The sequence below is a fragment of the Ideonella benzenivorans genome (genome assembly GCF_020387415.1).
Taxonomy (GTDB): Bacteria; Pseudomonadota; Gammaproteobacteria; order Burkholderiales; family Burkholderiaceae_C; genus Ideonella; species Ideonella benzenivorans.
On the sequence record NZ_JAGWCB010000020.1, the window covers coordinates 130154 to 141934 of the forward strand.

At 69.3% G+C, this 11781-nt stretch carries 17 protein-coding genes; 12 read left to right on the forward strand and 5 right to left on the reverse strand.

Translation table 11 applies throughout. From position 1 onward, the window contains the following. Positions 1–11: 11 nt before the first annotated feature. A complete protein-coding gene (locus KGA65_RS19375; RefSeq protein ID WP_225864769.1) occupies positions 12–638 on the reverse strand; it encodes a hypothetical protein in 627 nt (208 codons plus the stop codon). Positions 639–922: 284 nt separating this feature from the next. Here KGA65_RS19375 and nifE point away from each other — a divergent pair, with 284 nt between their 5' ends. From nifE to modD, 11 genes are all read left to right on the forward strand, one after another. Further along, a complete protein-coding gene (nifE, locus tag KGA65_RS19380) occupies positions 923–2371 on the forward strand; it encodes a nitrogenase iron-molybdenum cofactor biosynthesis protein NifE (protein ID WP_225864770.1) in 1449 nt (482 codons plus the stop codon). 155 nt (positions 2372–2526) lie between these two features. Continuing rightward, positions 2527–3960 (forward strand): nitrogenase iron-molybdenum cofactor biosynthesis protein NifN, encoded by a 1434-nt coding sequence (gene nifN, locus KGA65_RS19385; RefSeq protein WP_225864771.1) that lies wholly within the window; start codon positions 2527–2529, stop codon positions 3958–3960. Positions 3961–3991: 31 nt separating this feature from the next. After that, complete coding sequence (gene nifX, locus KGA65_RS19390) at positions 3992–4387, forward strand: nitrogen fixation protein NifX (protein ID WP_225864772.1); 396 nt, start codon at positions 3992–3994, stop codon at positions 4385–4387. Between the two features lie 4 nt (positions 4388–4391). After that, positions 4392–4877, forward strand: coding sequence for a NifX-associated nitrogen fixation protein (locus KGA65_RS19395; protein ID WP_225864773.1), 486 nt, complete (start codon positions 4392–4394; stop codon positions 4875–4877). Next, positions 4870–5070 (forward strand): CCE_0567 family metalloprotein, encoded by a 201-nt coding sequence (locus tag KGA65_RS19400; protein WP_225864774.1) that lies wholly within the window; start codon positions 4870–4872, stop codon positions 5068–5070. The genes KGA65_RS19395 and KGA65_RS19400 overlap by 8 nt, the downstream gene beginning before the upstream one ends. A gap of 14 nt (positions 5071–5084) precedes the next feature. Then, positions 5085–5390, forward strand: coding sequence for a ferredoxin III, nif-specific (gene fdxB / locus KGA65_RS19405; RefSeq protein ID WP_225864775.1), 306 nt, complete (start codon positions 5085–5087; stop codon positions 5388–5390). Between the two features lie 3 nt (positions 5391–5393). After that, positions 5394–5864, forward strand: a complete 471-nt coding sequence (locus tag KGA65_RS19410) for a nitrogen fixation protein NifQ (protein WP_225864776.1) — start codon at positions 5394–5396, stop codon at positions 5862–5864. A gap of 81 nt (positions 5865–5945) precedes the next feature. Continuing rightward, complete coding sequence (gene modB / locus KGA65_RS19415) at positions 5946–6623, forward strand: molybdate ABC transporter permease subunit (RefSeq protein WP_225864777.1); 678 nt, start codon at positions 5946–5948, stop codon at positions 6621–6623. Between the two features lie 32 nt (positions 6624–6655). After that, positions 6656–7435, forward strand: coding sequence for a molybdate ABC transporter substrate-binding protein (gene modA / locus KGA65_RS19420; RefSeq protein ID WP_225864778.1), 780 nt, complete (start codon positions 6656–6658; stop codon positions 7433–7435). Between the two features lie 18 nt (positions 7436–7453). Further along, the gene (locus KGA65_RS19425) at positions 7454–8242 is read left to right on the forward strand and encodes an ABC transporter ATP-binding protein (protein WP_225864779.1); all 789 of its coding nucleotides are present in this window, start codon (positions 7454–7456) and stop codon (positions 8240–8242) included. Next, positions 8239–9138, forward strand: coding sequence for a ModD protein (gene modD / locus KGA65_RS19430; protein WP_225864780.1), 900 nt, complete (start codon positions 8239–8241; stop codon positions 9136–9138). Before KGA65_RS19425 ends, modD begins: the two co-directional genes overlap by 4 nt. Here modD and KGA65_RS19435 read toward each other — a convergent pair. Continuing rightward, positions 9128–9556, reverse strand: coding sequence for a TOBE domain-containing protein (locus KGA65_RS19435; RefSeq protein WP_225864781.1), 429 nt, complete (start codon positions 9554–9556; stop codon positions 9128–9130). The two genes, modD and KGA65_RS19435, sit on opposite strands and share 11 nt — an antisense overlap. A 93-nt stretch (positions 9557–9649) precedes the next feature. Between KGA65_RS19435 and KGA65_RS19440 the strand changes: the two genes are divergently transcribed. Then, positions 9650–10495, forward strand: coding sequence for a TOBE domain-containing protein (locus KGA65_RS19440; RefSeq protein ID WP_225864782.1), 846 nt, complete (start codon positions 9650–9652; stop codon positions 10493–10495). On the opposite strand, the gene KGA65_RS19445 is transcribed toward KGA65_RS19440, so the two are convergent. The 3 genes from KGA65_RS19445 to KGA65_RS19455 all read right to left on the reverse strand — a co-directional run bounded on the left by KGA65_RS19445 (position 10458) and on the right by KGA65_RS19455 (position 11714). Beyond that, positions 10458–10937, reverse strand: a complete 480-nt coding sequence (locus KGA65_RS19445) for a globin family protein (protein WP_310740994.1) — start codon at positions 10935–10937, stop codon at positions 10458–10460. The genes KGA65_RS19440 and KGA65_RS19445 overlap by 38 nt on opposite strands. Before the next feature lie 188 nt (positions 10938–11125). Further along, positions 11126–11497: a hypothetical protein gene (locus tag KGA65_RS19450; protein ID WP_225864784.1), complete on the reverse strand. Its 372-nt coding sequence runs from the start codon at positions 11495–11497 to the stop codon at positions 11126–11128. After that, complete coding sequence (locus tag KGA65_RS19455; protein ID WP_225864785.1) at positions 11490–11714, reverse strand: hypothetical protein; 225 nt, start codon at positions 11712–11714, stop codon at positions 11490–11492. The genes KGA65_RS19450 and KGA65_RS19455 overlap by 8 nt, the downstream gene beginning before the upstream one ends. Positions 11715–11781 lie beyond the last annotated feature (67 nt).

An 11781-nucleotide genomic window follows, 5' to 3' on the forward strand; every position in this document is an offset into this window, starting at 1 on the left:
CCTTGCTGCGCTCAGTGCGCAGCCGCCGGGTCGATCGGCTCGTAGCGCTGGCCCTGCAGCAGCGCGATGGGCGAGCGCCAGTAGATATCGATGTTGTGCAGCGGGTCGGTGATGATCTTGCTCATCCAGGCCAGGCCCCAGGCCGGGCTGCGCAGGAAGCACAGCTGCAGCGTGCGCAGCAGCACGCCGCCCGTGCCCAAGGCCAGCCACAGCAGGCCCAGGTCGTGCCAGTAGCCGCTCAGGCCGAGCACGCCGACCGTGCCGGTGCTGGGCATGATCAGCCCGAACAGATCGCGCCGGGCCCACAGCAGCAGCGGCAGGGCCAGCCACACGCCAATCAGGATGGCCTTGCGCCGCATGTTGTAGCCGGCCTTGAAGCCTTCCTTGGCTTCGTAGCTGCAGCCGTTGATGGCGTCGTAGCCCTTGGGCTCGAAGAAGATGTGGCCGGACTGGCGGCTGACCATGCCCACGCACCAGCCCACGAGGGCGGCCGCGGCCGGGTCCACGAACAGCAGGCCGTAGGCCACCAGGAAGCTGATTGCGCTGACCAGGTGCAGCGTCTGGTTGATGCGGCACTGGTGGTAGTAGCGGTGGTCGTCCCAGCGCAGGGTGCGCAGCTTGGCGATGAAGTCATGCACGGTGTGTGGCTCCAGGAAATGTGACACCCCGCCAGCGTGACCACCGTGCGTGACGGTTCCGGGTCGTCTGCATGACGGCACCGTGGCATGGGCCTGGCTTCTGCGCCAGATCAAACGCCAGGGCGCGCGGCTGTGGGGTTTGTCGCAAACGCGCCAAGGTCCGCCGCGCGGGCACTGGCGCCAAGTGATTGATCTGTCTCAGGTTCTGCGGTCAGACCGGGTTGGCACCGAAGCTGCATGGTGAGTCACACCGCACCACGCTTGCACTGCGCCAGGAGGCCCCCATGTCCGCGTCGCTGAAAGCCAAGATCGCCCAGGTCCTTGATGAACCCGGTTGCGACAAGAACCAGGGCAAGAGCGAGAAGGAGCGCAAGAAGGGCTGCACCAAGCAGCTCACGCCGGGAGCTGCGGCGGGCGGCTGTGCCTTCGACGGCGCCAAGATCGCACTGCAGCCCATCGTGGACGTGGCCCACCTGGTGCACGGCCCCATCGCCTGCGAGGGCAACAGCTGGGACAACCGGCACAGCGCCTCCAGCGGTTCGCAGGTCTACCGCACCGGCTTCACCACCGACATCAACGAGTTGGACGTGATCTATGGCGGCGAGAAGCGCCTGTTCAAGTCCATCCGCGAGATCATCGAGAAGTACGACCCGCCGGCGGTCTTCGTCTACCAGACCTGCGTCACCGCGCTGATCGGCGATGACATCGAGGCCGTCTGCAAGCGGGCCACCGAGAAGTTCGGCAAGCCGGTCATCCCGGTCAACGCGCCGGGCTTTGCGGGCCCGAAGAACCTGGGCAACAAACTCGGCGCCGAGAGCGTGCTGGACTATGTCATCGGCACCGAAGAGCCCGAGACCACTACGCCCTACGACATCAACATCATCGGCGAGTACAACCTCTCGGGTGAGCTCTGGCAGATCAAGCCGCTGCTGGACGCGCTGGGCGTGCGCATCCTGTCCTGCATCTCGGGCGATGGCCGCTACCACGAGATCGCCACCGCGCACCGGGCCAAGGCCAACATGATGGTCTGCTCCAAGTCGATGATCAACATCGCCACGCGCATGCAGGACCGCTACGGCATCCCGTACTTCGAGGGCTCGTTCTACGGCATCTCGGACATGAGCACCACGCTGCGCGAGATCGCGCGGCTGCTGGTCGAGCGCGGGGCCGACCCGGAGCTGAAGGACCGCACCGAGGCGCTGATCGCGGCCGAGGAGGCGCGGGCCTGGGAGCGCATCCGCGCCTACCGCGAGCGCCTGGCCGGCAAGAAGGTGCTCTTGATCACCGGCGGCGTGAAGAGCTGGTCGGTCGTCTCGGCGCTGCAGGAGGCCGGACTGCAGGTGGTGGGCACCTCGGTGAAGAAGTCCACCAAGGAAGACAAGGACAAGATCAAGGAGATGTTCGGCGACCAGGCCGACGCCCACATGATCGACGACATGACCCCGCGCCAGATGTACGCCATGCTGCGCGAGGCCAAGGCCGACATCATGCTCAGTGGCGGGCGCAGCCAGTTCATCGCGCTCAAGGCCCGCATGCCCTGGATGGACATCAACCAGGAGCGCCACCATGCCTTTGCCGGTTACGAGGGCATGGTGACCATGGTGGCCGAGATCGAGAAGGCCCTGTTCAACCCGATGTGGGCGCAGGTGCGCACGCCGGCGCCCTGGGAGCTGGAAGACCCGCTGCTGCGCGAGCAGGACGCGGCGCAGCTGGCCAGCGAGGCGGCGCATTGAAGCAGGCCGTCACGGTGGACTTTGTCTCAAACCTTTCAAAGCCCGCGCAGGGGTTGTGGCCCGTGTGGTGCGCCAAGTCCTTGAATTCAAAGGACTTCATGGTTGGCACCAAACCTGCGATGGACTGACCGAACCCGCTTGTGCAGGAGTGCCCCATGGCCCATGTCAGCGAATCCAAGAAGGCGTGTGCGGTCAACCCGCTGAAGATGAGCCAGCCCCTGGGCGCGAGCTACGCCTTCATGGGCCTGCAGAGCTGCATGCCCGTCATGCACGGCTCGCAGGGCTGCACCTCCTTCGGCCTGGTGCTGCTGGTGCGCCACTTCAAGGAGGCCATTCCGCTGCAGACCACGGCGATGAACGAGGTCACCACCATCCTGGGTGGCTACGAGAACATCGAGAAGGCCCTCCTCAACATCCGCCAGCGGGCCAAGCCGCAGCTGATCGCCCTCTGCTCCACCGGGCTGACCGAGACCAAGGGCGACGATGTGGAGGCCTACATCGAGCTGGCCCGCCAGAAGCACCCCGAGCTGGCCGACACCGAGATCGTCTACGTCTCCACGCCCGACTACGTGGGCGCCTTCCAGGACGGCTGGGCCCATGCGGTCACCGCCCTGGTGAAGAACCTGCCCGAAGCCGGCCGCCCCACCGTGGCCGGCCGCGTGGCGGTGCTGCCGGGCGCCCACCTGACCCCGGGCGACCTCGAAGAGCTGCGCGAGATCATCGAATCCTTCGGTCTGACCCCGCTGATCGCGCCGGACGTCTCCGGCTCGCTGGATGGACACATCCCCGACGACTGGCTGGGCACCACGCTGGGTGGCACCCCGCTGGCCGATCTGAAGGCCCTGGGCACGGCCGAACACTGCCTGGCCCTGGGCGAGCAGATGCGCGAAGCGGCCGAGAAACTGCAGGCGCGCTGCGGCGTGCCCTTCACCTTGTTCGACCGCCTGACCGGCCTGACCGCCACCGACGCGCTGATGCAGCGCCTGTCCGAGCTCTCCGGCCGGCCGGTGCCCGCCAAGTGGCGGCGCCAGCGCAGCCAGCTGGTGGACGCGATGCTGGACGGCCATTTCCACTTCGGCAACAAGCGCGTGGCCATTGGTGCCGAGCCCGACCTGCTGTGGGACGCCGGCAGCTTCCTGGCCGAGATGGGGGTGGAGCTGTCGGTCTGCGTCACCACCACCCAGAGCCCGGTGCTGGCGCGCCTGCCCGCCAACGAGGTGGTGATCGGTGACCTGGAAGACCTGGAGCTGGCGGCCAAGGCGGCCGGCTGCGATGTGCTGATCACCCATGCGCACGGCCGCCAGGCGTCGGAACGCCTGGGCCTGCCGCTGTTCCGACTGGGCATCCCGATGTTCGACCGCATCGGCAATGCGCACATCTGCCATGTCGGCTACCGCGGCACGCGCAACTTCGTCTACGAGCTGGGCAACCTGTTCATCGACCTGATCCACCACCACCACGCCGACGACTGGCCGCTGCCGGCGCTGTCACTGGCCGCCGCCCAGGGGCAGGTGGCCGCGGCCATGCCCGGCGTGGCCCATGTGCCGGCCCAGATCCCCCGCGCACGCCCCGCCGACGCGGCGGCGTGACCCCCGATTCCATCCACCCGAGGAGCCTGCGATGAAAGTGGCTTTCGCAACCCAGGACGAGCAGCGTGTCGACGCCCACTTCGGCTGGGCCAAGCACCTGGCGATCTACGACGTGACGCCCGAGGGCTTCAGCTTCGTGCAGACCTTCCACTTCGGCGAGGACCTGGCCGAGGACGGCAACGAGGACAAGCTCGCGCCCAAGCTGGATGCCATCCACGACTGCGCCATCCTGTACGTGGCCGCCATCGGCGGCAGCGGCGCGGCCCGCGTGGTGGCCCTGAAGATCCACCCGATCAAGGTGCCCCAGCCCGAACCCATCCTGGACATCCTGGAAAAGCTGCAGGAGGTGCTCAAGGGCACCCCGCCGCCCTGGCTGCGCAAGGCGCTGACCCGGGGCCAGGAAGTGACCCACGACTTCGAGGAGTGAACCCATGACCGACGCCGTCGCCACCGAAGCCGCAGAGACCTCTGACGAGGCCCTGCTGCAAGACCCCTTCATCCGCGAGCTGGTCAAGCAGCTGCGGGCCCAGGACACCCATGGCACCTGGGAGGGCAAGCCCGACCTCAAGCTGCTGGAGCCCTACATCCTGACCGCCGAGGCGCGCAAGGCGCTGCCGATGATGGGCGATCCGGACCCCGAGACCCTCTGGCGCCTGGACCTGTTCCACAACGCCATCGGCCTGTGCATCGAGCGGGCCACCGGCTGCATGGTCAGCCCGATGATGAAGATGAGCCACGAGGGCTTCGGCCGCGCGGTGCTCACCACCGGCCGCCTGATCGTCGTCAACCGCTACCTGCGCGATGTGCACCGCTTCGGCTACCCCAGCCTGGCCAAGCTGGCCGAGACCGGCAACAAGCTGGTGGCCGAAGGCGTTGGCATGGTCGAAAAGTACAAGGAGGTGGCCACCTATGGCTGACATCGACACCCTCAAGACCGAGGTCAAGAAACTCAACGCCAAGGCCACCCAGGCCAAGATGGACCTGCACGACCTGTCCGAGGAACTGCCCACCAACTGGGAAAAGATCCTCGAGGTGGCGCAGACCGCCCACGATGCCCACGCCAAGCTGATGGCCGCGCGCAAGGCGCTGGCCGACGCCACCCCCGCCTGAGCCGGAGCCCCGCCATGTCTGCCTTTCACGTCACCCTGCCCAGCGGCGCCGACTGGACGCCCACCTTCGTGCAGGAACTCAACGAAGACAAGTGCATCGGCTGCGGCCGCTGCTTCAAGGTCTGCCCCCGCGGCGTGCTGGAACTGGTCGGCCTGACCGAGGACGGCGAACGCATCCACGTCGACCTGGACGACGACGAGGACGAGGAGTACGAGAAGAAGGTGATGACCATCGCGCATCAGGAGCTGTGCATCGGCTGCACCGCCTGCGCCAAGATCTGCCCCAAGAAGTGCTACACGCACGCCGCGGCCGAGGTCTGAGCCATGGCCCAGCCGGCACTGCGCACCGACTTCGCCGACCGCCTGGCCCGCCGGGGCGATGAGGTGGAGGACGTGCGCGGCCTGCTGCTGGCGCATGCCGACCCGGCCGCCGGCCCGGCCGAGATGGCCTGGCTGGTGGCGCAACTGGTGGCCGTGGCCTGCCTGGGCGACGACCACCTCTGGCAGGACCTGCGGTTGGCGCACCGCGGCGAGCTGGGCGCCTTGCTGCGCCATTGGTTCCCTTCGCTGGTGGCGCTGAACACCGGCGACATGAAGTGGAAGAAGTTCTTCTACCGTCAGCTCTGCCAGCAGGCGGAGATCCTGATCTGCAAGTCGCCCAGCTGTGCGGTCTGCTCGGACCACGCACAGTGCTTCGAGGCGCCTGAGGACGGCCAGGCGCTGGCCGGGCCGGCCCCGCTTGCGGGTGGTCGCCCGGTTCCTTTGCCGGGCAGCCCGTCCGTCCATTCCCACTGACGCTTCCCCCGGACCCGTGGGCAACCCGTGATCTGGCCCGCTGTTTGCTTGGACTTCGTTGTATACGTCAAAATACAGCGAATGTGGCAAACCCTACAGGCCCTGGACTGGGCACCGTTCTGGCTCTCGCTCAAAGTGGCTGGTGTGGCCACCGCGCTGGCCTGGGTGTTCGGCGTCGGGCTGGGGTGGGTGTTCGCCCGCACCCGCCTGCCGGGGCGCGGGCTGCTGGAGGCCATCTGCATGCTGCCGCTGGTGCTGCCGCCCACGGTCATCGGCTACGCCATCCTGCTGGCCGCCGGCCGGCGCAGCGCGATCGGCAGCTGGCTGCATGCCCACCTCGACTACTCGATCATCTTCAACTGGCATGGCGCTGTGGTGGCATCGGCCGTGGTGGCCCTGCCGCTGGTGCTCAAGTCCGCCAGCGCGGCCTTCGGGCAGGTGGACCGGCACCTGGAGGCCGCCGCCCGCACGCTGCGCCAGTCGCCCTGGTCGGTCTTCGTGCGGGTGACGCTGCCGCTGGCCGCGCCCGGGATCATCGCCGGCACGCTGCTGGCCTTTGCCCGGGCGATGGGCGAGTTCGGCGCCTCGCTGATGGTGGCCGGCTCCATCCCCGGCAAGACGCAGACGCTGTCGATGGCCATCTACGACGCGGTGCAGGCCGGGGAGGACGACATCGCCCTGGCCCTGGTGCTGGTGACCTCGGTGCTGTCGGTGTCGGTGTTGGTGTTGTCCAACTGGCTGCTGGCCCGCAAGCGCTGATCTTTCCTTGACCCTTCCCTTGGAGGTATCCCATGTCCTTTCGTGAAACCGCAGTGAGCCGGCGCGTGCTGGTGAGCGCCCTGGGCGCGCTGGCGCTGGGCCTGTCCAGTCTGGCGGCCTCGGCGCAGACGCTGACCGTCTCGGCCGCCGCCAGCATGACCAATGTGCTCAAGGACCTGGGCGCGAAATACGAGGCCGCCCACCCGGGGGTGAAGCTGCAGTTCAACTTCGCCGCCTCGGGCGTGCTGCTGCAGCAGATCAGCCAGGGCGCGCCGGTGGATCTGTTCATCAGCGCGGACGAGGCCACGGTGGACAAGGGCATCGGGCAGAAGCTGCTGGATGTCGACAGCCGCAAGACCCTGGCCTCGAACGCCGTGGTGCTGATCCTGCCGGCGCAGGATCCCCAGCCCATCACGGGCCTGGCGGACCTCTATGGCCCTGCCGTCAAGCGCATTGCCGTGGGCAAGGTGGCCAGCGTGCCGGCGGGGCGCTACGCCAAGCAGGCGCTGGAGTCGGTGCACCTGTGGAGCGCGCTGGAGCCCAAGTTCGTCTATGCCGACAGCGTGCGCCAGGTGCTGGACTATGTCTCGCGCGGTGAGGTGGACGCCGGCTTCGTCTATTCCACCGATGCAGCCATCATGGCCGACAAGGTCAAGGTGGTGATGACCGTGGGCGGCCACACCCCGGTGCGCTACCCGATGGTCCTGGTCAGCGAGAGCAAGCAGAAGGCACAGGCTGGCCAGTTCGCGGCCTATCTGCTGACCCCGGCGGCGCAGAAGGTGCTGGCTGCGGCTGGCTTTGGCAAGCCCTGAGCACGCGGGGCGTTCGGCATGATCGATGTGGACCTGAAGCTGACGGTGGCGGATCGCCATCGCCGCTTCGATCTGGCCATGCGCTTTGCCAGTGATGCACCGGTGGTGGCGCTGTTCGGCCCTTCCGGTGCGGGCAAGTCGCTCACGCTGCAGGCCATCGCCGGGCTGATCCGACCGCAGGCCGGGCATGTCCGCATCGGCGGGCGCACGCTGTACGACCAGCAGGCCGGTGTGGACCTGCCGGCCGCCCAGCGCGGCGTGGGCTATCTGTTCCAGGACTACGCGCTGTTTCCGCACCTCACCGTGCGGCAGAACGTGGGCTTCGGCCTGACCAGCTGGCGGCGGCGCCAACTGGGGGCGGCCGATGCCCGGCGGGTCGACGGGCTGCTGGAGACCTTCGGCCTGACCGCGCTGGCCGCCTCCCGGCCGGAGGGCTTGTCCGGCGGGCAGCGTCAGCGGGTGGCCCTGGCCCGCGCGCTGGCCTGCGAGCCCGCGCTGCTGCTGCTCGACGAGCCCTTCGCGGCCCTCAACCCCATGCTGCGGCAGAGCCTGCGCCAGGAGCTGGCCCTGGTGCGCCAGCGTTGGCGCATCCCGATGCTGCTGATCACCCATGACGTGGAGGACGTGCTGGCCCTGGCCGATGTGGCCTGCGTGGTCGAGCACGGGCAGGTGATCCGGGCGGTGGATGTGGGGCAGGGCATGGAGCGGGCGGCGGTGCACCGCTCGCTGGGGCTGGCGCCCCCGCCGCTCGAGGATGACCGCACCCGGGCCGTGCGCCGTCTGCTGGCCTTGCCGGGGGCGCTGTGAGCGCCGGGGCCGCGCTGTCCAGCGTCTGGGCCGGCGGTCTGGAGGATGACCGCTTGCGCGCGCTGCTGCGCGAGGATGCACCGCAAGGCGATCTGAGCAGCCGCGCCCTGGGCCTGGGGCGGCAGCCGGCGCGCATCACCTTCACCGCGCGGGGGCCGATGGTGGTGGCCTGCATCGAGGCCGCCGCCCGGCTGCTGCAGCTGTGCGGCGTGGTGGCGGTGCCGGCCGTGGGCAGTGGGGACCGTGCGGTGGCCCGGGCCCTGCTGCTGGAGGGCCATGGTCCGGCCGAGGGTGTCTTGCTGGGCTGGAAGGTGGCCCAGAATCTGGTCGAGTCGGCCTCCGGCATTGCCGGGGCGGCGGCGGCCATCGTCGACCGGCTGCGCGCGGCGGGGCTTGACACGCCGCTGGCCTGCACCCGCAAGGCACCGCCCGGCACCCACTGGTGGGCGGCCTGGGCGGTGGAGGCCGGTGGGGCGGTGATGCATCGCCTGGGGCTGTCGGAAACGCTGCTGGTCTTCCCGGAACACCGGGCCCTGCTGGCCGGCCAGGATGTGGCTGCGCGGCTGCAGGCACTGCGGCGCCAGCAGCCCGAAAAGCGCTTGGTGGTGGAGACGGCCGATCCCCAGGAGGCCCTGCACCTGGCCCGACTGGGCGTGGACGTGCTGCAGCTGGAACGCTTTTCGCCGGCGGCGTTGGCCGAGTTGCGGGCGGCCCTGTGGGCCGAATCGCTGACCACGCGCCTGGCCCCGGCCGGCGGGGTGACGCTGGACAACGCGCTGGACTATGCCCGTGCCGGGGCCGACCTGCTGGTCAGCTCGGCCCCCTATTTCGCCCGGCCCGCCGATGTGAAGGTGGGCATCACCCCCGTGCCCGGCGACGGAGGCCTCAGCCCTTGACACCCACCAGCACCGAACCGGCCTTGAACAAGGCGGTGACCGGCGAGCCCACGACGAGCGCCAGATCGTCCACGGCACCGTTGGTGACGATGCTGGAGATCTCTGCCCCCCCGGGCAGCTTGACCGAGACCGCCGCATTGACCGCGCCCTTGTGGATGGCCGACACCGTGCCGCTGAGCTGGTTGCGCGCACTGAACTTCCAGCCGGCGATGTCGGTGGCCAGCAGCACCAACGGGGCCTTCACGAAGGCCACGGCCGGGGCGCCGACCTTCAGACCCAGGCTGTGCACGCTGCCTTCGGTGATGGCCGCCACCAGGGTCTCGCCGGTGGTCAGGCGGAAGTCGACCTCGGCATTCACCGGGCCTTCCTTGACCGCGGCGATGGTGCCTTCGAATGCATTGCGGGCGCTGATCTTCATGGGAGCCTCCTTGGCAGTCGATGGAGAGCCGGACAGGTATGCCGGCCTCCCGGCATCTTGCGCCCCAGCGTTTTCCCTCGTCCAGCCCAACGCATGAACCGCCCCACCGACACCGCTTTCGGACGCCTGCAGGCCCGGCTGCAGATCGACACCCCGTTGGGGGCCTTCCTGGGCGAGCAGCGCATTGCCTTGCTGGAGGCCATTGGCCTGCAGGGCTCGATCGCTCGGGCGGCCAAGGTGGTGGGCCTGAGTTACAAGGCGGCCTGGGAGGCGGTGGACGACATGAACAACCTCTCCACCGAGGCCCTGGTGCTGCGGGTGGCGGGCGGGCCGCGCGGCGGCGGCACCACGCTGACGGCGCATGCGCTGCGGCTGATCGCGTTCTACCGGGCCTTGCAGGCCGAACACCAGGCCACCTTGCAACGCCTGCAACAGGTGCTGGCCGGGCCGGCGCAGGCCGTGCCGGCGGACGATGCGCTGGCCTACCGTCGGCTGCTGCACCGCTTCTCGCTGCAGACCAGTGCCCGCAACCAGTTCGTGGGGACCGTGCAGCGGGTGCTGGCCGACGAGGTGGAGGCCCGGGTCTGGCTGGATCTGGGCAGTGGCCTGACGTTGGAAGCGCTGGTCACGACCGAATCGGCCGAGCGCCTGAAGCTGGGCCAAGACCAGGAGGTGCATGCGCTGGTGAAGTCCGGCGCCGTGGGCCTGTGGGGCCCCGAGGGGGAGCGGCCCGAGGGGCTCAACCACTACCCTGGGGAGATCACCCGCTGCGCCTGGGGGCAGCGCAAGGCCGACATCACGGTGGCCCTGGCCGGCCACCACCTGCAGGCGACCTCGGTGCTGTCGGTGGCCTGCGCCCGGGATCTGGGGTTGACGCCCGGTGGGCAGATCGTGGTGGGCTTCAGGCCGGCGGATGTGCTGCTGGCGGTGGCGGCCTGAACCAGCCGCGCACCTCCTCGAAGGGATAGCGCCGCAGCGGCAGGCGGCGCGCGCGCGGCGCCAGCAGGTGGATGGACAGGGGCTCGGCCCAGCGCCAGAGGTCGGCCCGCAGCCAGTCGGGCAAGCCCACGTCGTCGAAGCTGTGCCACAGCTGCACCAGCCAGATCTCCCGCCCCACTTCGTCGAGCAGCACCGGCAGGCCTGCGCCGGCCTGCAGCCGGCTGTGTCGCTCGCTGTAGTAGAGCGGACCGCCGCAGGACTCGATCACGAAGTCGGCCACCCGGTCGGCCACGCAGTCGAAGCAGTCCTGCACCTCGTCGAGCAGCGGCGTCAGCTGCAGCCGCGTCATGTGCCGGTGCACCAGCCGGCGCAGGCCCCCTTCGCCGCACAGGGCCAGCACGCTGTGGGCCGGGGGCGGCACCTCGGGCAGCGGCGCGGGCATGGGCCAGACGCCTGGCGCGTCCGTCGACGGGGGCGGGCTCTCCTGGCGGACTGGCCAGCGCAAGGTGGCTCGGCAGGCGTGATCGCAGGGGCGCCAGCGGGCCGGGCTGGTGGGGTCGGGAGGATGCATGGAGGCCATGAGGGGATCGCGCTTGTCGCGTTTGTCAGGCTTGTCGCAATGGCGGGGCCTCAGCCCCCGGTCAGCGGGGCCGGGGCCTGTCGCGGGCCCTCGCGCAGCACGCGGGGGCGGCAGCTGTCCAGGCGGTCCATCCGGTCCAGCACGGTCAGCCACTGGCCGTTCTGCAGACGCCAGGCGATGCGGCGCTCCCGCAGCACCGCCACTTCCAGCGGGAATTCGTCGATGTCGAAGCGATCTTCCGTCACCGTGTGGGTGTGGCGCAGGTAGCAGCGCTGGCCCTGGGCATCGAGCCCCACCACCATGCGCGCATGGGCCAGGCCGTCCTCATGGGCCTCGTAGCGGGTGGGGACGATCACCTGGCCGGCATAGTCGACCGGCAGCTCGTCCAGCCATTGCAGGGGATCGGTGAAGGGTTCAGCCATGGCGCACCTCCAGGGCATGCAGGGCCTGGGCGTCCAGGTCGATCCGGACCGCCTGCCCGATCCGCGGGCGCCAGCGCTCCGCCTCGGCTGCCGACAGCGGCAGGCGCAGGAACTGCCAGCCCGCCAGGGCCAGGACGGCCTCCGCACCGTCGGCGGCGACATGGATGCCGCGCAGACAGGCGGTCTGCCAGGGGGAGACATGCGGGACAAGGGACATTGGGGGCTCCTTGTTTCGTTATATACAAAACACTATAGCGAGACAACAACAGGCAATCCCCATGCCA

Excerpts from the sequence above, each read along its gene's own strand:
- KGA65_RS19410 (WP_225864776.1), top strand. The coding sequence starts at position 5,394 with ATGGCCCAGCCGGCACTGCGCACCGACTTCGCCGACCGCCTGGCCCGC.
- KGA65_RS19400 (WP_225864774.1), top strand. The coding sequence starts at position 4,870 with ATGGCTGACATCGACACCCTCAAGACCGAGGTCAAGAAACTCAACGCC.
- KGA65_RS19450 (WP_225864784.1), bottom strand. The coding sequence starts at position 11,497 with ATGGCTGAACCCTTCACCGATCCCCTGCAATGGCTGGACGAGCTGCCG.
- KGA65_RS19440 (WP_225864782.1), top strand. The coding sequence starts at position 9,650 with ATGAACCGCCCCACCGACACCGCTTTCGGACGCCTGCAGGCCCGGCTG.
- nifN (WP_225864771.1), top strand. The coding sequence starts at position 2,527 with ATGGCCCATGTCAGCGAATCCAAGAAGGCGTGTGCGGTCAACCCGCTG.
- KGA65_RS19425 (WP_225864779.1), top strand. The coding sequence starts at position 7,454 with ATGATCGATGTGGACCTGAAGCTGACGGTGGCGGATCGCCATCGCCGC.
- KGA65_RS19395 (WP_225864773.1), top strand. The coding sequence starts at position 4,392 with ATGACCGACGCCGTCGCCACCGAAGCCGCAGAGACCTCTGACGAGGCC.
- modA (WP_225864778.1), top strand. The coding sequence starts at position 6,656 with ATGTCCTTTCGTGAAACCGCAGTGAGCCGGCGCGTGCTGGTGAGCGCC.
- KGA65_RS19435 (WP_225864781.1), bottom strand. The coding sequence starts at position 9,556 with ATGAAGATCAGCGCCCGCAATGCATTCGAAGGCACCATCGCCGCGGTC.
- fdxB (WP_225864775.1), top strand. The coding sequence starts at position 5,085 with ATGTCTGCCTTTCACGTCACCCTGCCCAGCGGCGCCGACTGGACGCCC.
- KGA65_RS19445 (WP_310740994.1), bottom strand. The coding sequence starts at position 10,937 with ATGCCCGCGCCGCTGCCCGAGGTGCCGCCCCCGGCCCACAGCGTGCTG.
- modB (WP_225864777.1), top strand. The coding sequence starts at position 5,946 with ATGTGGCAAACCCTACAGGCCCTGGACTGGGCACCGTTCTGGCTCTCG.
- KGA65_RS19455 (WP_225864785.1), bottom strand. The coding sequence starts at position 11,714 with ATGTCCCTTGTCCCGCATGTCTCCCCCTGGCAGACCGCCTGTCTGCGC.
- nifE (WP_225864770.1), top strand. The coding sequence starts at position 923 with ATGTCCGCGTCGCTGAAAGCCAAGATCGCCCAGGTCCTTGATGAACCC.
- nifX (WP_225864772.1), top strand. The coding sequence starts at position 3,992 with ATGAAAGTGGCTTTCGCAACCCAGGACGAGCAGCGTGTCGACGCCCAC.